Source organism: Streptomyces uncialis (assembly GCF_001905345.1).
Taxonomy (GTDB): domain Bacteria; phylum Actinomycetota; class Actinomycetes; order Streptomycetales; family Streptomycetaceae; genus Streptomyces; species Streptomyces uncialis.
In genome coordinates this window covers 1,321,726-1,339,934 of sequence record NZ_LFBV01000002.1, presented here as the reverse complement: position 1 = coordinate 1,339,934, position 18,209 = coordinate 1,321,726, and the positions used below count along the sequence as shown (strand labels likewise).

The 18,209-nt window shown below is 71.9% G+C and carries 15 protein-coding genes, 2 tRNA genes, 1 pseudogene and 1 riboswitch; of the genes and pseudogenes, 9 read left to right on the top strand and 9 right to left on the bottom strand.

The features are described 5' to 3' along the window. Positions 1–42: 42 nt before the first annotated feature. From AB852_RS14005 to AB852_RS13995, 3 genes are all read left to right on the top strand, one after another. Complete coding sequence (locus AB852_RS14005; RefSeq protein ID WP_073787525.1) at positions 43–732, top strand: hypothetical protein; 690 nt, start codon at positions 43–45, stop codon at positions 730–732. An 85-nt stretch (positions 733–817) separates the two neighbouring features. After that, positions 818–1,663 (top strand): tRNA (guanosine(46)-N7)-methyltransferase TrmB, encoded by an 846-nt coding sequence (gene trmB, locus AB852_RS14000; protein ID WP_425444164.1) that lies wholly within the window; start codon positions 818–820, stop codon positions 1,661–1,663. A 633-nt stretch (positions 1,664–2,296) separates the two neighbouring features. Then, positions 2,297–3,970 (top strand): PrsW family intramembrane metalloprotease, encoded by a 1,674-nt coding sequence (locus AB852_RS13995; protein WP_079184578.1) that lies wholly within the window; start codon positions 2,297–2,299, stop codon positions 3,968–3,970. Between the two features lie 46 nt (positions 3,971–4,016). Here AB852_RS13995 and AB852_RS13990 read toward each other — a convergent pair whose 3' ends face one another. The 5 genes and pseudogenes from AB852_RS13990 to AB852_RS41495 all read right to left on the bottom strand — a co-directional run. Further along, entirely contained in the window at positions 4,017–4,961 is a 945-nt protein-coding gene (locus tag AB852_RS13990) for an aldo/keto reductase (RefSeq protein ID WP_073787521.1), read from the bottom strand. A 121-nt stretch (positions 4,962–5,082) separates the two neighbouring features. Further along, positions 5,083–6,195, bottom strand: a complete 1,113-nt coding sequence (locus AB852_RS13985; RefSeq protein WP_073787519.1) for a M23 family metallopeptidase — start codon at positions 6,193–6,195, stop codon at positions 5,083–5,085. 11 nt (positions 6,196–6,206) lie between these two features. Beyond that, positions 6,207–6,350, bottom strand: a riboswitch (cyclic di-AMP (ydaO/yuaA leader). Between the two features lie 499 nt (positions 6,351–6,849). Beyond that, the gene (locus tag AB852_RS13980) at positions 6,850–7,986 is read right to left on the bottom strand and encodes a PP2C family protein-serine/threonine phosphatase (RefSeq protein ID WP_425444163.1); all 1,137 of its coding nucleotides are present in this window, start codon (positions 7,984–7,986) and stop codon (positions 6,850–6,852) included. Positions 7,987–8,140: 154 nt separating this feature from the next. Further along, a tRNA-Met gene (locus tag AB852_RS13975) sits at positions 8,141–8,214 on the bottom strand. 39 nt (positions 8,215–8,253) lie between these two features. Beyond that, a pseudogene (locus AB852_RS41495) lies at positions 8,254–8,484 on the bottom strand (NUDIX hydrolase); the annotation flags it as partial. 44 nt (positions 8,485–8,528) lie between these two features. Between AB852_RS41495 and AB852_RS13965 the strand changes: the two are divergent. Then, positions 8,529–9,110 (top strand): hypothetical protein, encoded by a 582-nt coding sequence (locus tag AB852_RS13965; RefSeq protein WP_342748476.1) that lies wholly within the window; start codon positions 8,529–8,531, stop codon positions 9,108–9,110. 61 nt (positions 9,111–9,171) lie between these two features. Further along, positions 9,172–9,570, top strand: coding sequence for a hypothetical protein (locus AB852_RS13960; protein WP_143201227.1), 399 nt, complete (start codon positions 9,172–9,174; stop codon positions 9,568–9,570). A 160-nt stretch (positions 9,571–9,730) separates the two neighbouring features. On the opposite strand, the gene AB852_RS13955 is transcribed toward AB852_RS13960, so the two are convergent. Together AB852_RS13955 and AB852_RS13950 are read right to left on the bottom strand one after the other, a co-directional pair. Further along, positions 9,731–10,075, bottom strand: coding sequence for an NUDIX domain-containing protein (locus tag AB852_RS13955; protein ID WP_079184577.1), 345 nt, complete (start codon positions 10,073–10,075; stop codon positions 9,731–9,733). Between the two features lie 174 nt (positions 10,076–10,249). After that, entirely contained in the window at positions 10,250–11,605 is a 1,356-nt protein-coding gene (locus tag AB852_RS13950) for an NsdA family TPR-like regulatory protein (protein ID WP_073787917.1), read from the bottom strand. Positions 11,606–11,830: 225 nt separating this feature from the next. On the opposite strand from AB852_RS13950, the gene AB852_RS13945 reads away from it, so the two are divergent. The 4 genes from AB852_RS13945 (at position 11,831) to AB852_RS13930 (ending at position 14,848) form a co-directional block, all read left to right on the top strand. Beyond that, positions 11,831–12,580, top strand: coding sequence for a hypothetical protein (locus AB852_RS13945; RefSeq protein ID WP_073787513.1), 750 nt, complete (start codon positions 11,831–11,833; stop codon positions 12,578–12,580). A gap of 76 nt (positions 12,581–12,656) precedes the next feature. Further along, positions 12,657–13,568 carry a phosphotransferase family protein gene (locus tag AB852_RS13940; protein WP_073787511.1) on the top strand — a complete coding sequence of 304 codons (912 nt, stop codon included), beginning with the start codon at positions 12,657–12,659 and terminating at the stop codon, positions 13,566–13,568. 94 nt (positions 13,569–13,662) lie between these two features. After that, positions 13,663–14,268, top strand: a complete 606-nt coding sequence (locus tag AB852_RS13935) for a class I SAM-dependent methyltransferase (RefSeq protein WP_245876765.1) — start codon at positions 13,663–13,665, stop codon at positions 14,266–14,268. A 34-nt stretch (positions 14,269–14,302) separates the two neighbouring features. Continuing rightward, positions 14,303–14,848 (top strand): HAD domain-containing protein, encoded by a 546-nt coding sequence (locus AB852_RS13930; RefSeq protein WP_073787507.1) that lies wholly within the window; start codon positions 14,303–14,305, stop codon positions 14,846–14,848. A gap of 255 nt (positions 14,849–15,103) precedes the next feature. Here the strand turns inward: AB852_RS13930 and AB852_RS13925 are convergent. After that, positions 15,104–15,176: transfer RNA gene (locus AB852_RS13925), tRNA-Lys, on the bottom strand. 289 nt (positions 15,177–15,465) lie between these two features. Next, positions 15,466–17,961 carry a DEAD/DEAH box helicase gene (locus AB852_RS13920; RefSeq protein ID WP_073787505.1) on the bottom strand — a complete coding sequence of 832 codons (2,496 nt, stop codon included), beginning with the start codon at positions 17,959–17,961 and terminating at the stop codon, positions 15,466–15,468. Positions 17,962–18,209: the final 248 nt, after the last annotated feature.

Here is an 18,209-nt window from a genome sequence, read left to right as displayed (position 1 = left end):
TTGCAGTGCGGCACCGAGCGCCGCCCGGACATAAGGATGCACATGCCTGTACGTCGTCTCGCGCTGGCCGTGACCACCGCCGGGATACTCCTCGGCGCGGTCGGCTGCTCCGGTACCAGCACCGACGAGGGCCCGGACCGCGCCAAGGGCGGCGACGGCACCGCCACGAGCAGCGCGCGGCCCGCCGCCGAGTGCGCGAAGGCGGCGTTCGTCTGGAGCGACGTCAAGCGGGAGCGGAAGCTGACCGGGGTGAGTGAGCTGGTCGAGCACGACGGCAAGGGCGAGCTCTCCGTCCTGGTCGAGGGCTTCACCCAGCAGTACCCCGCTGGTGCGACCGGGGTCTTCAAGGGGCTCAAGGCCGAACAGGCGATCAACGCCCTCGGCAAGCACCTCGGGATCAGCGAGGAGACCCCGCTCGGGCAGCCGGGCGAGAGGACGGGCACGGAGTCCGTGCAGTACGAGGCCGGCGAGACAGAAGCGGGCCGGTACTTCGGCTGGCACGACATCGAGCTGATCACCGCCACGTTCACCCATCCGTGCGCCGACGGGAAGGGCTTCGTGAAGTCCTGGCCGCAGATCACCCAATTCGTGCTGCGCTGCGAGGACCGGATCGTCTGGAACGACAAGCTCACGAATCTGACGGAGGCGGAGGCGCGGATCGCCCACCAGGCCGCCGTCCGGGTGTGCCCCAAGGGTTCGGCCGCGACCGGGGAGCCCCGCGAGAAGGCGTAGCGCCCGTACCCCGCCGGTGCCGGACCCGCACCCGGCCCTCGGCGGCGGACGGGCACCCCGGGACCTCCGTAGAATCGGTCCCACTGTGTCCGAGCATGACGAAACACCCCAGACAGCGGCCCCCGAGGCAGCCGGAACGTACGAGGCGTCCGACGGAGCCGTGGGCCGGCCGCCGCGTACCCCGATGTTCCCGCCCGGTGAGGGACCCGCCCCCGACCCCGCGGGGGCGCACTTCGACCGGCGCATCCGCAGCTTCCAGCCGCGCCGCAGCCGGGTCACCCGGGGCCAGGCCGACGCGATCCGGCGGCTGTGGCCGCGCTGGGGACTCGATGTCGACGGCAGCCGGGTCCTCGACCTCGGGGAACTCTTCGACGGGCTGCCCGTCGTCCTGGAGATCGGGTTCGGCATGGGCGAGGCGACCGCGCGGATGGCCGCCGACGACCCGGGCACCGGAATCCTCGCGGTCGACGTCCACACCCCCGGCCAGGGGAATCTGCTGAGCCTCGCCGACCGCGGGGAACTCACCAACGTCCGCGTGGCCAACGGTGACGCGATCATCCTGCTGACCAGCATGCTCGGCCCCGACAGCCTCGACGGGCTGCGGATCTACTTCCCGGACCCCTGGCCCAAGAAGCGGCACCACAAGCGGCGGATCGTCCAGCCGGAGTTCCTGGACCTCGCGGCGGGCCGTCTCAAGCCGGGCGCCCTGCTGCACTGCGCGACCGACTGGGAGCCGTACGCCGAGCAGATGCTCGATGTGCTCACCGCGCATCCCGCGTTCGAGAACACGCAGGTCGACGGGGGTTACGCGCCCCGGCCCGCGTTTCGTCCACGGACGCGGTTCGAGGGGCAGGGCCTGGACAAGGGCCACCCCGTCCACGACGTCCTCTTCCGCAGGTCGCCTTCGCTCGCGCCCCCGAGTCCCGCCTGAGCCCACTTGTCCCTGTGCGGGACGCCTTCGCTCGCGCTTCTCAGGTCCGTCCGGCTGGGCGCACTTGTCCCTGTACGGGGCGTTCGTGGGTGCGCAGTTCCTCGCGCCCCTGGATGCTGCCCCATTGCGGTCGCCCTTCGGGTGCGGGTCCGCCCTCGTTCTTGCGCAGTTCCCCGCGCCCCTGAGGCGCTGCCCCCTTGCGGTTGTTCGTCGGGTGCGGGGCCGCCCTCGTTTTCGCGCAGTTCCCCGCGCCCCTTTGGGGGCGCCCCCTGAGGTTGTCCTTTGGGTGCAGACCCCTCCTCGCGCAGTCGCAGGACTCACCGGAGGGGGTGGGCGGGAATCTCTGCTCGCAGACTCCGATGCTCTTCAGTCCGGCAAGGACACGTCGTACCGAGCGTGTCGGATCGAGGACGGAGAATCCCGACCGGCACCGACCCGAAGAACAAGCAGAACGCGCCCCAAAGGGGCGCGGGGAACTGCGCAAACCCACCGAGCGACAGCACAGGAACGAAGTACGCCGCGCCGGACAGACCTAAGAAGCGCAAGCGAAGGCGACCCGCGGGGACAAGTTCGTCCAGCCGGACGGAGCTCGGGGGCGCGAGCGAAGGCGACCCGCCGATTAAGGTCGAGTCGATGGCCACCACCCCTGAGCCCCGCCCGGCCCCCGCCGCAGGCCCCACCGAGGGCCCCGTCGAGGACCCCGCGGACGGACCCGCTGACCGCACCCACCCCACCGCGCCGCCCCCGGCCCCCGCCCCCGCCCCGCCGGACATCCCCCACCAGGCCCCCGGCCTGCTGGGCGTCCCGCCGCGTATCGCGTGGTGGCGGCGCCCCGCCGTACGGATCGCCGGACTCGGCGTCGTACTGGCCCTGTGCGGCGCGGTCCTCCTCGCGCTGGTGCGGGAGGAGACCGGGACCCAGGGGTTCCTCGTCGGCCTGGGGCTCGCCGTACTGCCCGTACCGCTGCTGATCGCCGCGTTCCGGTGGCTGCACCGGGTCGCCCCCGGCCCCTGGCGGAACGTCGTCTTCTGCTTCGCCTGGGGCGCCTGCGCCGCCGCCCTCATGTCGATCGTGGCGAACAGCTTCGCGACCGAGTGGATCGCGGAGACGACCGCCGACCCGGGCGGCGCGGACACCATCGGCTCGACGGTGATAGCCCCGGTGGTCGAGGAGACCGCGAAGGGCGCGGCGATCCTGCTGATCTTCCTCTTCCGCCGCCGGGAGTTCACCCGGCTCGTCGACGGGGTGGTCATCGCCGGGGTCACGGCCACCGGCTTCGCGTTCACCGAGAACATCCTCTACCTCGGCAGGGCCTTCGGCGACGACCAGACGTACGGGGACCAGGGCATCGGCTCGGTCACCGTCGCGACCTTCTTCGCCCGCGTGGTGATGTCACCGTTCGCGCACCCCCTCTTCACGGTGCTCACCGGCATCGGCTTCGGCCTCGCCGCGCAGGCGGCCCCCCGGCGACGGGTGTGGCGGGCCCTCGCACCGCTCGGCGGACTGCTGCTCGCGATGGGGCTGCACGCCCTGTGGAACGGTTCGACGGTGTTCGGCGGGCTCGGCTTCCTCGTCGTGTACGGCGCGTTCATGGTGCCCGTGTTCGGGCTGCTGATCTGGCTGGCCGTCTGGGCCCGCCAACGCGAGCTGCGGACCGTCCGGGACGAACTGCCCGCGTATGTGGCGGCCGGCTGGCTTACCGCGCCGGAACCGTACGCCCTCGGCTCGCTGCGCGCCCGGCGGCTGGCCCGGGACTTCGCCCTCCACCACGGGGGCAAGCCGGCCGCCCGCGCCGTCCGCGAGTACGAGCGGCACGCCACCGCGCTCGCGTTCCTGCGTCACCGGGGCGCACAGGGCCGGGCGGGCGCCGACTTCGGCATCCGTGAGCAGGAGTCGCTGGACGCGATGTGGGCCCGCAGGGCGGCGGCCCGCCCCGCGCTGACGCACGCCGCGCTGATGACGGCACCCCGCCCCGCCGTCCCCCACCCGTACGCGCCCCCGTACCCGGGCCCGCACCCCGCGGCGTACGGCCACCCGCCCGCGTACGGACAGACACCCGGCTACGGGCAGGTACCCGCGTACGGACAGGTGCCCCCGTACGGACAGGGGTACGGCTACCCGGGCCACGGACAGCCGGTGCCCGGTCACGGCCAACCGGGTCCGGGCCACGGACAGCCGGGTCCCGGGTACGGCTACCCGCCGGTCCAGCCGGGCACCGGTCCCGTGCCCGGCCAGGGCGGCCCGTACGGCTCCGGCACCCCGGCCCCGTACAACCCGTACGCGGCCCCGGGCCGGAACGACGGCTGAGGACGGCTCACGACGACCGACGACAGCCGGATCGGTGTACGCGCCGTCAGGCGGAAGCCTCCGTCAGGAGGGTGAGGTCCTCGGGGGTGAGCTCCAGGTCGGCCATGGCGAGCAGCGCGGGGAGCTGTTCCGGGTTGCGGGCGCTGGCGAGCGGGGCGGCGACCGTCGGGCGGGCGGCCAGCCAGGCGAGGGCGACCGTGGCGACCTCGGCGCCCCGGTCCGCCGCGACCGTGTCGAGGGCGGCGAGGACGCGCTGACCGCGTTCGGTCCCCAGATGGGCTGCGGCCGAACCCGAACGGGCGCTGCCCACGGTGGCACCGGGCCGGTACTTGCCGGTGAGGAACCCCGAGGCGAGCGCGAAGTACGGGACGGCCGCGATACCGGAGCGGGAGGCGACCGCCTGGAGGCGGCCCTCGTAGGTGTCACGGGAGACCAGGTTGTACTCCGGTTGCAGCACGGAGTACCGGGTCAGGCCCTCGCGGTCGGCGAAGTCGAGTGACTCCTGGAGCCGTTCGGCGGTCAGGTTGGACGCGCCGACGGCCCGGACCTTGCCCGCGCGCACCAGTTCGTCGAGCGCGGTGACGATCTCCTCCACGGGGACGGTCGGATCGTCGAAGTGCGTGTAGTAGAGGTCGATGTGGTCGGTGTCCAGCCGCTTCAGCGACGCGTCGGCGGCGCGTTTGACGGTGGCGGCGGACAGCCCCTTGAAGTCGGGGTGCGAGCCGGCCTTCGTGGCGACGACGATGTCGGAGCGGTTGCCGCGCGCGGCGAGCCACTGGCCGATCAGCGTCTCGGACTCACCGCCCTGATGACCGTCCACCCAGGCGGAGTAGACATCGGCGGTGTCGAGGAAGTTGCCGCCTGCGGCGGCGTAGGCGTCGAGGACGGCGAAGGTGTCGGACCGGTCCGCCGTCCAGCCGAAGACGTTGCCGCCGAGTCCGAGCGGGAACACGTCGAGCCCGGAGGAGCCGAGAGGGCGCAAGGAAGTCATGGTCCTACTCAACACCGTCGAGGGGCCGGAATCCGTCCGCGAACGGGAACCGGCGGCCCTGACGTCGGGGGGTGATCGTCAGGACCGCCGGCGTTCCAGCGGGTGGGGGGCGGGTGGACGCCTAGATCGACAGGCCCTTGCCGCGGAGGTACGCGGCGGGGTCGACGCTGCGGCTGCCCAGCTTGACCTCAAGGTGGAGGTGGGCGCCGGTGACGTTGCCGGTGGCGCCGACGCGGCCGATGATCTCGCCGGTGGAGACCTTCTGACCGACGCTCACACCGATCGACGACTGGTGGGCGTACCGGAGCTCGGTGCCGTCGTCGAGGGTCAGCACGGTGAGGTAGCCGTACGAGCCGGACCAGCCGGCCTCGGTGATGGTGCCGCTGTGGATGGCCTTGAGCGGGGTGCCGGTCGGGGCGGCGAAGTCGAGGCCGGTGTGCGAGCCGGACGACCACATGGCGCCGGACTGGCCGTACGTCGACGTCAGCGTGAACGAGGCGAGGGGGAGGGAGAAGCTGCGCGCGAGCTGTTCGAGGCGCTCCTTCTCGGCCTTGGCCCTGGCCTCGGCCTCCTCCTTCAGCCGCTTGGCCTCCGCCTCGGCCTTCGCCTTCTCCTCGGCCTTCTTGGCCTTGGCCTCGGCTTCCGCCTTGGCCTTGGCCTTCAGCTCCGCCTCGGCGGCGGCCGCGTCCTGGGCCGCCTGGTCGGCGGCCTTCTTCTCGGCGGCGGCGCGGGCGGCGGTGTCGGCCTGGTCCTGCTGCTGCTCGGCCTGCTGGAGGATGCGGGCGCGCAGTACCTCGCCCGCGTCGGTGGTGCCCTCGGCGGCGTCGGCGCCGGTGACGCCCGCGCTGGTGAGGGGGGCGGCGGCCTGCTGCGCGGGGCCGGTGCCGGGCTCCTCGGGCTTCTCGTCGCCGGACATCATCGAGCCGAGGTCCGGCATCGATATCTTGATCGGGGGCTTGCCGCCCTGCGCGGTGGCGATGCCGCCCGCGCCGACGGCGGCGATGACGCCGACACCGAGGACCGTGGAGCTGCGGGCGAGTCCGCCGCGCTGCTTGGCCACGCGGTGCCTGCCGCGGACCGGCCGGACGGTCTCGGCGGTCGGGTTCCAGACCTCCCGGACCTCGTCGTCGGTGACCGCGGGGCCGAACACCTGCCCGTGGGAGGAAGCGTGAGGCCCGTCCACCGTCGGTTTAGGCGCGTAGAGAGGTTCGGGGGCAGGCCGGTTTGACGCCACTGAGGCGTACTCCTTTCCTTCCTTCTCGCCTACCGGGTTAGCTGACGGGTTCGGAGCAGGAAGGTCTCCTACGGACGTCCTTCACATGAAGGATGTCCGATTCACCCCAAGGAATGGTTCCCCGGTTCCCTTGCGGAATTCGGCGCGTGCGCGCGGAGCCGTCTCTTGTGACGGCTGGGACGACCGCGCTGCGTTATCGAACGTTAATAGACCTGGGGGCCGGATTCCAAGCGCTTCCGACTGATCGTTAACGCCGTTGGCCAGGACTTATCGGGACACGGGCGGGCGGAACGGGGCGAGTTGACGGCATGTCGGTATTCCCTTTCATGCCGACGTCACATTGATGGTTGCTCAGTTGTTATACGAACGGGAGGGGGCGGCTACGGCGTGTGAGGGGGCGCGCGGGCGGGGTGACGCAGGGGCGGGGGCGGGACGGCGCGCGAGGCCGCCCCCGCCGATGGACGGGCCCGCGCCCGGCCCCTCCGCCCCCCGCCCGGCCGGCCGCGCACCCCGCACCACGCACCCCCGCGCGACCGCACCCGATCCGACCGCTCCGCACGTTCCCGTACGCGATCCCGCGTCCTGGAGAGTTCCGGGGGGCTTTGGAGTCCCCTGGAGAGTTCCGGGGGCCTTTGAAGTCCCCTGGAGGGTCCGTCAGGGCCTGCGGACGGCCAGCAAGGCCATGTCGTCGCTGGTGCCATCGCCCGTGTGGGTGACGACCTCGGCGGTGACGGCGGTGAGCAGGGCGTCGGGTCCGCCGAAGGTCCGACCGCGCAGCCATGCCGCCGGGTCGAAGAACACGCCGTGCCGGTCGCGGGCCTCGGACAGTCCGTCGCTGTGGACGAACAGGGTCGAGCCCGCCGGGAAGCCCGTCTCGTCGGTCTCGTCGGGCCAGCTCCCGAGGTCGGCCATCCCGAGCGGAAGGGCGAAGCGGCCCGGTTCGAGGACGGTGAGTCCCCCGTCCGGGGCGAGCAGCAGGGGCGGCGGATGGCCGCGGTTGAGGGTCCGCAGCAGCTCCTCGCCGTGCGGGAGTTCGGCGAGGACGGCGGTGGTGAACCCCTCCTCGTCGTCCACGCCCCGGCGCCGCAGCCCCTCTCTGGCGAGCGCCCGCTCCAGCCGCTGGGCGACCGCCTCCAGGGTGCTCTCCTGCTCGGCCGCCTCACGGAAGGCCCCGATGAGGACGGCGACCGCGGCGACCGCGCCCATCCCCTTGCCCCGTACGTCACCGAGCACCAGCCGCACTCCGTACGGCGTGTCCTGGACGGCGTACAGGTCTCCCCCGATCGCCGCGCCGGCCTGCGCGGCCTCGTAGTGGGCGGCGATGTCGAGCCCGCCGATCCGGTCGGCGGGCTCCGGGAGGACGGCGCGCTGGGCGGCCTCGGCGATCTCCCGGGCGGTCGCGAGCTTGGCGTCGCTGCGGCGGGAGAGCCGGTTGATGGCGAGGGCGAGCGCGGAGACGGTGACGATCGTCGCGATGTCGGTGAGCGACTCGCTCCGGGCGACCCCGTCCTCCGCGCGCATCCCGAACGCGGCGAGACAGGCCGCGGCCCCGGTCAGCAGGGTGCCGCGGCGGCCGTAGAAGGGCGCGGCGGCGAGCGGGGCGGCGGCGAAGAGCGGGGCGGCGGTGTAGCGGACGGGGGTCAGCTCGTCGTAGACCACGCCCGCCACGATCAGCAGCCAGGGCAGCACCCTGCTGAAACTCCGGGCGCGGCGGGTACGGCGATGACGGCCGGACAGCGGGCCGCCCGGTTCCGGACGCCCGTCACCGGTCGGCCCGCCTCCGTGCCCCACGCGCCGTCTCCCGCCGCTTCCGTGCCCGTCCACCACCGTCCCCCCAGGCTTGCCCCGGAGGGGTCGGCGGGCGAACGGGACGGGCCGACCGGGTGAGACCCCCGAACACGCCGAAGGCCCGGAAGCTTTTCGGCTTCCGGGCCTTCGGCCTGAGTAGCGGGGACAGGATTTGAACCTGCGACCTCTGGGTTATGAGCCCAGCGAGCTACCGAGCTGCTCCACCCCGCGTCGGTAAACCTGACTCTACACCATCCGGGTGATGGCGATTCACCGTTCGCCGGGGCGCGTGGGAGCGTCGTCCCAGCCGAGAAGGGGGTAGGTGTCGGCGGGGTAGTGGCCGCTTTGCCGGCGCACGCTGGGGTGGATGTCGTACCGATCGAGCTCGTCGGGCCGCACGAACCGCACACCGTCGGCCTCGTCGTTGACGATGGGTTCACCACCGACGGGGCGTCCGATGCAGGTGTTCTCGTACTGCTGACGGATCTCACCGTCGGTGTACGTTCCCGGGCAGCGACGGGGTGAAGGCCGTCAACTGGTACGGCATGGCCGCGGAAGCCGCCGACCGGTCCGGCGACCCGGACACCCGGGTCTGGGTCCGGGGACGTGCCGCCATCGCCCTGGGCTACGAGGGGGCCGCGTTCCCCGTCGCGGACCGGCTCGCCGCCGAGGCGTTGCGCCTCGACGACCGCCCGTCCCTCGGGCGGCTGAACGCGGTGATGGGCCGGGCTCACGTCGCCGCCCTCCGGGGCGACCGGAGCACGGCGCTCACGCTCGCGGACGAGGGACGCCGTATCCACGACCGGGTCGGGTCGCACGAGCAGGACTCCGACTACGCCGTGCCGTGGTGGCGGCAGAACGTCTTCCTCTCACTCCTGCTGGCCCGGCTGGGCGAGGAACATGGTGCCGCCGAGGCGCAGGAGGCGGCGGCACGTGAGCTGCCGCCCACCCTGCCCCGGTTCACCACACACCTGGAACTGCACCGGGGCCTGATGATGGCCCGGTCCGGCGACAGGGCCGGCGGTGCCGGATACGCGAGGGCCGCCCTGGAGCAGCTTCCGCCGGAGAAGCATTCGTTGACGCTCCGTATGCTCCAGGCGGAGATCGAGTCGGTACCGGCCGGGTAGCGGTGATTGGCCGACAGATCGGCTACTCCCGCCCGAGCGCGACGCCGCCATTCTGCGGTGCATGTGCGGACAGACAACACACGTACCTGACCCTCAACTCCTCAGCGATCGCCTCATCGCGTGGGCCCATGACCGTGACATCGGTGAGCGGGCGGCTGTGGCGGCGTTGATCGAGGAGGGGGACATTCTGGCGCGGGGGGATGTGCGGGATCTGCTGGTCGTGGAGAACGACGCGTTCGTGTTCTGTGACTGGCCGAGGTTCGAGGCGCGGTACCGGTGTGTGCTGGTGCTGGACGAGGGGGAGGACGCGTTCCTGACGCTGGTGCTGGCGACGGCGTTTCCGCGGTTGGTGCCGTTGTGGAAGGTGGAGGTGCTGGGGGAGCGGCGGTTGGGGATCGTGCTGCGGGCGCTGGCGCGGCTCGCGGGGTGCGCGACTCTCGCGGTGGGGGTGCGGTCGTGAGCGCGGCGGCGGGGGTGGTCTGCTGCCGGTGCGACGGGGATATCGGGTCCGGGGAGCCGTACGAGACGCTGCTGCGGCACTCGATGTCGGGGCCGGGGACCCGGATGCACCGGCACATGCGGTGTCCCGACGAGGCGGACGGCGTGGAGCGACTGATCCGCTACCCCCAACCGTCGAGTGACACCTGTGGGCCATCGGCGAGGTAGCGGTGGAGAGCACTGGCCGTGGTGTCCACGAACTGCTCCGGCAGGGTGTCGGCGTCGATCCAGCGGACCTGGGCGTGCTTGCGCGGCTCTCGGTTCTCGGGTTCGCCGGTCCACTCGTGGGTGGCGAAGACAACGGTGAGGAAGCCGTTGGGAGCCTCGACGCCCCAGGCGCCGTGGATGATGTGGGCGACCTTGAGGGACTCGGGCTTCACTGCCAGGCCGGTCTCCTCGTAAAGCTCGCGGACCGCAGTGTCGGTGAGGCTTCCCCGGGGTTGCTCCCTCCCATAGGCGGGCCACATTTACTCCGGGGCAAACTTGGTGTCCCCGCCTCGCTGGAAGAAGACGACGTGGTTGGCGGCTTGCCGAGGACGATGGCGGCGACGGCCGACAGGTGGCCGGTAGCTCCCGGCGTTGGTTCGGCGGTCCTCAGCCGAACCAACGCAGACCATCCCCAGGCGACCTGTCGGGCCAAGTCAGGCGAGGACTTCGCGTGCGCGGCGGGCGAGGTCGGCGGCACCGGGGACACGGCGACGCCGGTAGAGCGCGAGCGTGGAGCGGATTGAGGTGATCGCCTTGTGGGTGCGGTCCGAGGCCATGCCCTCCATGAGGACAAGAGCCTGCGTCCATGCGGCGACGGCCTCGTCTGCGCGGGCCTGGGCGGCAAGGCTGTCCCCCAGATCGGCGTACGTGAGAACGTGCACGCGCTTGAACTTGACCGGGTCCCAACGGGCGAGAGCATCGCGGTGCTGTTGCTCCGTTCCGACAAAGTCCTTCATCTCGGTCAGCGCCTTGGCCGTATGGCTGGCGACGGTGCCTGCGGCTGGTCCGCTCAAGAGGGAATAGCTGGGCTGAGGGCTGCCCTCACGGAGAAGCGCGTCCTCAGCGGCTAGCAGGGCACGGCTGGCCGAGGCGTTTTCACCGACGGCCGCGCAAGCGCGCGCGTGGGTGATGTGGAGGAGAGCTTCGGTCTGGCCGTCGACATGGCCGAGGCCACGTCTCAGGGCGGCCTCGACAAGATCAACGCAGTGGTACGGCTGCCTGAGCTTCAGAGCCTGATGGGCCAACGAGCGCATCATCCAGGCGGCGTGACCGTGAGGGTCGGCTTCGTAGGCGAGTTGGTAGCCGACCTGGTAGTAACGCTGGGCGGCTCCTTCCTGTCCGAGGTCGTGGTGCTTCCACCCCGCGAGGTAGGCGAGTTCGGCGACCGCGCCGAAGGCTGCCCTGCGTAGGGCTTCATTGGGGAAGCGTCCACGCAACATGGGGGCTGCGGTGTCGGCGAGGTAGGCGGTGACCGTGGTCAGACCGTGCCCACCGCCGAGACGCTCGTCAGCCGCGCTGAAGGCCGCGGTGATCTGGCGTACGACATCCACGTCTTCCGCACCGACCAGGGACGTGCCCGTGCGGGCACGGAGCATGCGGGCGGACGCCTCGTGGCCGTAGCCGAGCGGCATGGCGACACCGGCGGTGGTGAAGGCCGCGATGGTGAGGAAGCGGCGGCGCTCGACGTCGGCGCGGCCCAGGTCGATGACAGCGAGGACGGGGTCGGATTCCGTCGGCGCTTCGACATCGCCGACCTGGAGCCCGATCTCGGTACGGGTGATCACACGCCCCGCACGGCGGGACAGCGCTTCGGCCAGGTACTGGCCCATCCGCCCCGACGGGGTGCGAGTGCCGTTCACCCAGTGCGAGATGGCCGACTTGTTGGTCTGGAGGATCTCCCCGTTCTCGGCGGCGACGCGCCGCACGTCTCTGGCGAGGGCGTCATAAGTGCAGCCGACCTCTTCGATGACGTCACGCAAAAGGGAGTTGGGGCTCCTTGGCGCCGCCACGATCACCTCCGTCTAGGAGCTGTAAACCGCGTATACCGCTTCAACCGCCCTCCACCGTACCCACTGAGCGTGACCGCCTGTTCACTTATCAGCAGCAGCCGGGAACGGTGCGGCCGTGATCCGCGGCTCCCCCGTCGACCCGGACGGCTCCCCGAAGTTCCTTACGCCCAAGTCGGGTTCGGGCACTTCTGTGCCCGGACCCGGACGATCAGAGACGGAGACACGGTGACCACCATCGACACCACGGCCATCACGGTCGAGCTGCCCGAGGCGTTCGACCCGCGCTGGAGCCGCCTGCCCGGCCTCCAGGTCGAGGGCCGACGCCTGACCGTCGACCCGGCCGCGTACTTCTTCCGCTTCGAGTCGAACACCTGGCTCGTCGCCGACTGGGAGCTGGTCGAGTCCCGGCTCCTGGGCCTGGACGAGACGACCGAGAGCACGGTCGAGCAGCTCGCGCTCGACTTCATCAAGGACCACGGCGAGTCCACCTCCGACATCGCACGCGTCCTGACCACCGCGTACGAGGTGTACTCGTACCTCTTCCGGGAGGAGCACCTGGCCGGTCTCGGCCTGCCGCAGATCACCACCGACCACCTGCGGATGCTGCGCGAGGCCGCCACGCTCATGGCGCTCAACAAGGTCGAGCTGGACGGGCACATCTCCAACGTCGGCCCGTGCTGGTTCTTCCCCGCCGCCACCTCCGTCGTCTTCGAACTGGACGACGAGATGGGCGGAACGCTCGACGAGGTCTACCACGGCGGCTGGTTCAACGAGCACCGCCGGATCGAGTCCATCAAGGCCCACGCCGCGCTCGGCGGTCGGCTCGTGCACGGCTGCCAGTCCGTGCCGGACCAGTCCGGTGGCGTCGTCGCACCCTACGGCGCCTCGATGGCCGCCTTCCGCGGCGACCTCGCCGCGTTCAAGGCGGGCTGGATCGAGCAGGTCCACGCCCACCGCGTGGACCCCGCCGCGTAACCACCACCCGATCAGGCTCCGGGGCGGGTCGGCATCCCCCGCCCGCCCCGGACGCCACCACTCCCCGGAGCCTCACGTGACCACGAATCCCAGCGCCGAACTCCTCGACAACCTGCTCACCCTGACCGGTCGGACCACCGCCGTACGGGAGGAGGTACGTGTGTGGTCGATGTCCGGCGTCGAGCGTGTGACCTTTTCCGACTGCTCCACAGCCATCTTCAAGTACGCCAGGAAGCCCTTCGACAGCGAGGACCAAGCCCTCCGGCTGGCCCGCACCCTCGGCCTCCCCGTCCCCCAGGTCCACGCCTCCGCCGTCCTGGACGGTTGGCTCGGCATGTTCATCGAGGACCTCGGGCCCTCCGTCCGTGAGGCCGACGAACTGGACTGCGTCGCCGCGGCCGTGGTGCTGCACGGAGCCCGCACGGCTCCGCCCCTGCCCGTCCTCGACCAGGAGCGACTGCGCGCACTGCCGGGCCGGGCGCTGGAGCACCTCGAACGGCTGCGCAAGGCCGACCGGTGGCAGGAGACCGACGACGTCGAGAACGCACTCGACCGGATCTCCCGGGCCGCCGAGGCCCGCTCGGCCGGGGCGACACTGGCGCCCTTCGGCTGGGTGCACTCCGAGTTCCACCCCACCAGCCTCCACATCGGCCGACGGGGCTGGCGGATGCTCGACTTCGCCCGCGCCTTCACCGGCCCCGGCCTGCTCGACCTCGCCAGCTGGCACGGCACCGTCGAAGCCCCGCAGCCCGTGCGTCTACGCACCCTCCTGGAGCGGTACGTCACCGCCGGCGGCACCCCCGACGCCCTCGCCTCGCGCGGTGGGCTCGCCGCGGAGAGCTGGGCCCTGGGCTGGCACCGCGTGTGGGCCGTCGAATGGTTCATGGAGCAGGCCGTCCGCTGGGTCGACGAGCCGGCCACCGACCCCACCTACCTGAAGGTCGTCCGCCGCCATCTCGACGACGTACTCCACCTCCTGGAGGTCTGACGTGCCCGCCCCTGCTTCCCGGGCGTCCCCGTGGCACGCCCACGCCCTCCAGCGCACCGCCGAACCCGCCGGCCCCCTCTCCGTGCCCACCCGCATGGAGTGGACCACGCGCCCCGGACAGCGGCCCGGCGCCGAGGTCCTCGGCCCCGACCTGCGCGGCAAAAGGGTCCTGGAACTCGGCGGCGGCCCCGGCCACAACGCCGCCCACCTCGCCACCTGCCACGGCGCCCACGTCACCGCGGTCGACCTGGTCGGCCTTCAGATCCGACGAGCCCGCTCCCACTACGGACGGCTGAACAACCTCACCTTCGTCGCCGGCCACGCCCTGCACTACCTGCATGCCTCCGACGAACGGTTCGACGCGGTCTGCTCCGTCTTCGGCGCGGTCGGTCTCATCGCCCCCGAACTCCTGCTCCCCGCCGTCGCACAGCGGCTCCCGCCCGGCCGGGTGCTCGCCTTTTCCGTCCCCCACCCGCAGCGCGGCGGCCGAAGCCCCTCCGGCGACGACCGGCCCCGCCGCGACCACGTCACCCTTCCCGACCGCACCCGGCTCCCCGTCGCCCGCTGGGAGTTCGACACCGGCCGCTGGGAGAAACAGCTCAGCCGAGCGGGCTTCCGGCTCACCTCGGCCCAGGAGTTCCACGACCCCCGCACGGGCCGATGGCCCACCACCCTGCTGATCCGCGCCCGCAAGCTCTGACAGCCACTCGTCCCGGCTCCCCCTGGAGGAACGGATGCGCCCGCCCTACCTGCTCCTCGACATCGACGGTGTCCTCATACCGTTCCCCACTGCCGACGGGACCACCCCCGCCACTCACACACGTCACGATGTCGTCCCCACCGGACGGAGCGCCGACAACCCGGTCACCGTCTGGCTCGACCCTGCCCACGGCCGCCTGCTCATGGACGTGATCCGGACCGGCCTGGTCACCCCTGTCTGGTGCACCAGTTGGCGGCAGGACGCCACCACGCTGATCGGGCCCCTCCTCGGCCTCCCGCCCCTCCCGCACATCGACCTGCCGCGTCCCCGGATCACCACCAGTCACCCCGACGGATACCTGTGGAAGCGCGACCACGTCGACACCTGGCTGGGCGACGCACCCGCCGTCTGGATCGACGACGACTTCACCGCCCTCGACCACGACTGGGCCACGGCCCGTACCGCCCGAGGCACGGCGACGCACCTGATCCAGACCGACCCCCGTGCCGGACTCCAGGCCGAACACCTGACCCAGGCCACGACGTGGGCCGCCCGGATACCCGCCGTCCGAGCGGGGTGACGACCGATGCCGTCGCTGCCATGAGCAGTGAGAGCATCGGCGCTTGCTGACCGAAGGTACTCAGCACCACGGCACGTATGGCTATCGCTGCACAACGGCCTGGTGTGACCACCGGCGCGTGAATCGGGTGGTCGGAGGGTCGTACGGCATCCCCGCTCACGTACGAACCCCGCAACGCCGAAGCGCCCCACCCGGTCGGAACCAGGTGGGGCGCTTCCTCGCAGGTCGCGGGCTTGCGCCCGGCCCTGCGGCTTGTAGGCCGTGTGGGACTCGAACCCACAACCAATGGATTAAAAGTCCACTGCTCTGCCAATTGAGCTAACGGCCCGCACCCCGCAGCATAGCGGGGTGTCGGTCGCGGGCGTGGACCTGTCCCTGTGGGGGAACAGGGCGAGCGCCCTGGGGGTGGTCCGCCGGGGCGGGGTCCGGTGGTGCCTGGACATCCTGACATCTTCCGGGGCGGTGCGCGTCCGGTTTTGCCGGTGCGGTCCGGTCGTGCGGCGTGAACGGGCCAGGCCCCGCCCGGTGGGGGCGGGGCCTGGCGTCCGTCGGTGTGCCGACCGGCTGCGTGCCGGTCAGCGGGTTCCGGTCACCCGTGGGCGACCAGGACCCGGCTGTCAGTCGTTGCGCTTCCAGCGCGGCTTGTCGTCACGGCGGTTGAAGCCGCCCGTGCCGGTGCCGGTGCCGGTGCTGCCGCGGTGGCCGTACGGGCGGTCGCTGCCGCCGGTGCGGTGGCCGCCCGCGGGGCGGTCGTCGCGGCGGTCACGGTTGACCGGGCGGTCGCTGCCCCGGTGGCCGGTGGACGGACGGTCGTCGCGGCGGAAGCCGGGACGGTCGCCACCGCGGTCACGGTTGAAACCGCCACGGTCGTCACGGTCACGGTTGAACCCGCCACGCTCGCCACCGCGCTCACCGTCACGACGGTCGTCACGACGGAAGCCCGGACGGTCGCCGCCACGGTCGCGGTTGAAACCGCCACCACGCTCGCCACCACGGTCACGGTTGAAACCACCACGGTCACCGCCGCGCTCACCGTCACGACGGTCGTCACGACGGAAGCCGGGACGGTCGCCACCGCGGTCGCGGTTGAAACCGCCACGGTCGTCACGGTCACGGTTGAAACCACCACGCTCGCCACCGCGCTCACCGTCACGACGGTCGTCACGACGGAAGCCCGGACGGTCGCCGCCACGGTCGCGGTTGAAACCGCCACCACGCTCGCCACCACGGTCACGGTTGAAACCACCACGGTCACCGCCACGGTCACCGCGGTCGTCGCGGCGGAAGCCGCCACGGTCCTCACGGCGGTCCTCACGGCGGTCACGGTTGAACCCGCCGCGCTCGTTGTCACGGCGCTCGTACGACGCGGCGCGGTCCTCGCGGGCCGGACGCTCGGTCGCGGTCTCCGCCACGGGGGCGGTGGCCGGGGCCTCGGCGGCGGCCTGGGGGCCGGCCTCGGCGGTGGCGCTCACGGCGCCGGCGACGGGGGCCTCGGCGGTGGCGTCGGCCACGGGGGCGACGGCCGACGGGTCCTCGCCCCGCTCACGCGCGGCACGCGCGCTGAGCCGGTCGGCCTCCTCGCGCAGCTCGGAGGCGCGGCGCTCGGCCCGCTCCAGCTGCTTCGCCAGGTCCTGGACCTCGCGCTCGGCCTGCTTGGCGGCACCCGCCACCGACTCGGCCTGCACCTCGGTCATGGACCGGGCACCGGTGATCTCGGCGACCTCGGGCTCGAACACCCCGCCACCGCCGACGATGTGACGCCCGGCGTCGACGCCCGCGTCCTCCATCAGCCGGAAGATCTGGCGCCGCTGGTGCGGCAGGGCCAGCGACACGACCGTGCCGGAGCGGCCCGCGCGGGCGGTACGGCCCGAACGGTGCAGGTAGTCCTTGTGGTCGCCCGCCGGGTCGACGTTCAGCACCAGGTCGATGCCGTCGACGTGGATGCCGCGCGCGGCGACGTCGGTGGCGACGAGGACGTTGACGTAGCCCTCCTTGAAGTCCGCGAGGGTGCGCGTACGGGCGCCCTGCGTCATTCCGCCGTGCAGCGCGTCGGCGCGGACACCCGCGTCACGCAGCTGCTCGGCGACGCGGTCGGCACCGAGCTGGGTGCGGACGAAGACGATCGTGCGGCCCTTGCGGGCGGCGATCGCGGCGGTGACCGGGGCCTTGTCGCGCGGCTTCACGATCAGGATGTGGTGGGTCATGGTGGTGACCGCACCGGCCGACGGGTCGACCTCGTGGATGACCGGGGCGTTCAGGTAGCGCTTGACGAGACTGTCGATCTCGTTCTCCAGGGTGGCGGAGAACAGCATCCGCTGGCCGCCGCTCGGCACCTGGTCGAGCAGCTCGGTGACCTCGGGCAGGAAGCCCAGGTCGGCCATCTGGTCGGCCTCGTCGAGGACGGCGATCTGCACGCTGTCCAGCGAGCAGGCGCCGCGGTTGATGATGTCCCGCAGCCGGCCGGGGGTGGCGACGAGGATGTCGACGCCGCGCTCCAGCGCGTAGATCTGGTTGCTCATCGACGTACCGCCGCAGACGACCTTCATCTTCAGGCCGAGCACGTCACCGTACGGCTGGAGGGCGTCCGCGACCTGCATCGCGAGCTCACGGGTGGGGGTGAGGATGATGCCCCGCGGGTGCTTCTTCTGGGTGTGGCCCTCGGAGAGGGTCGTCAGCAGCGGGAGACCGAAGGAGAGGGTCTTGCCGGAGCCGGTACGGCCACGGCCCAGGATGTCCTTGCCGGCCAGGGCGTCCGGGATGGTCGCGGCCTGGATCGGGAACGGGCTGGTGACGCCGTTCTGCGCGAGCTTGCGGACGACACCTTCGGGCAGACCCAGGTCACCGAACGTGACGGTGGGCTCCGCGTCGGCCTCGGCCTCGGCGGTGTCCTCCTCGGTGGCGGACCCGGCCTCGGGGGCCGTCGCGGCGGACGTCTCGTCGGCGGTCTCGGTCACGGCCTGCGTGACGGTGCCGGCGGTCTCGACGGTCTCGGTGACCTCGGCGGCGACGGGCTCGGTGACCTCGGTCACGACGGCGTCGACGGCCTCGGGGGTGCTGGTGGGGGCTTCGGCGTTCTCGGTGAGAACAGCGCGGTCAGCAGGGGAAACGGACATGCGAAATGCGAACCTTCCGGAGTTCACGGCACGCGCCCAAACTCCGTGAAGCTACAAATCGACCGCCTCTATGCGGTCCGGCCACGGCAGGGAGTACGCGCCACACGCGGCGCGCTGCTTTCCTCGCTCTGTGAGGAGTGCGCCGGGCAAATGGGATCAAACGATCTACCACCATACGCACCTCTGGGGCCGCAAGGCAAATGCCGTACCGGGTGACCCCGGTCACGCCCCAGCAGGGCCCCGGAGGT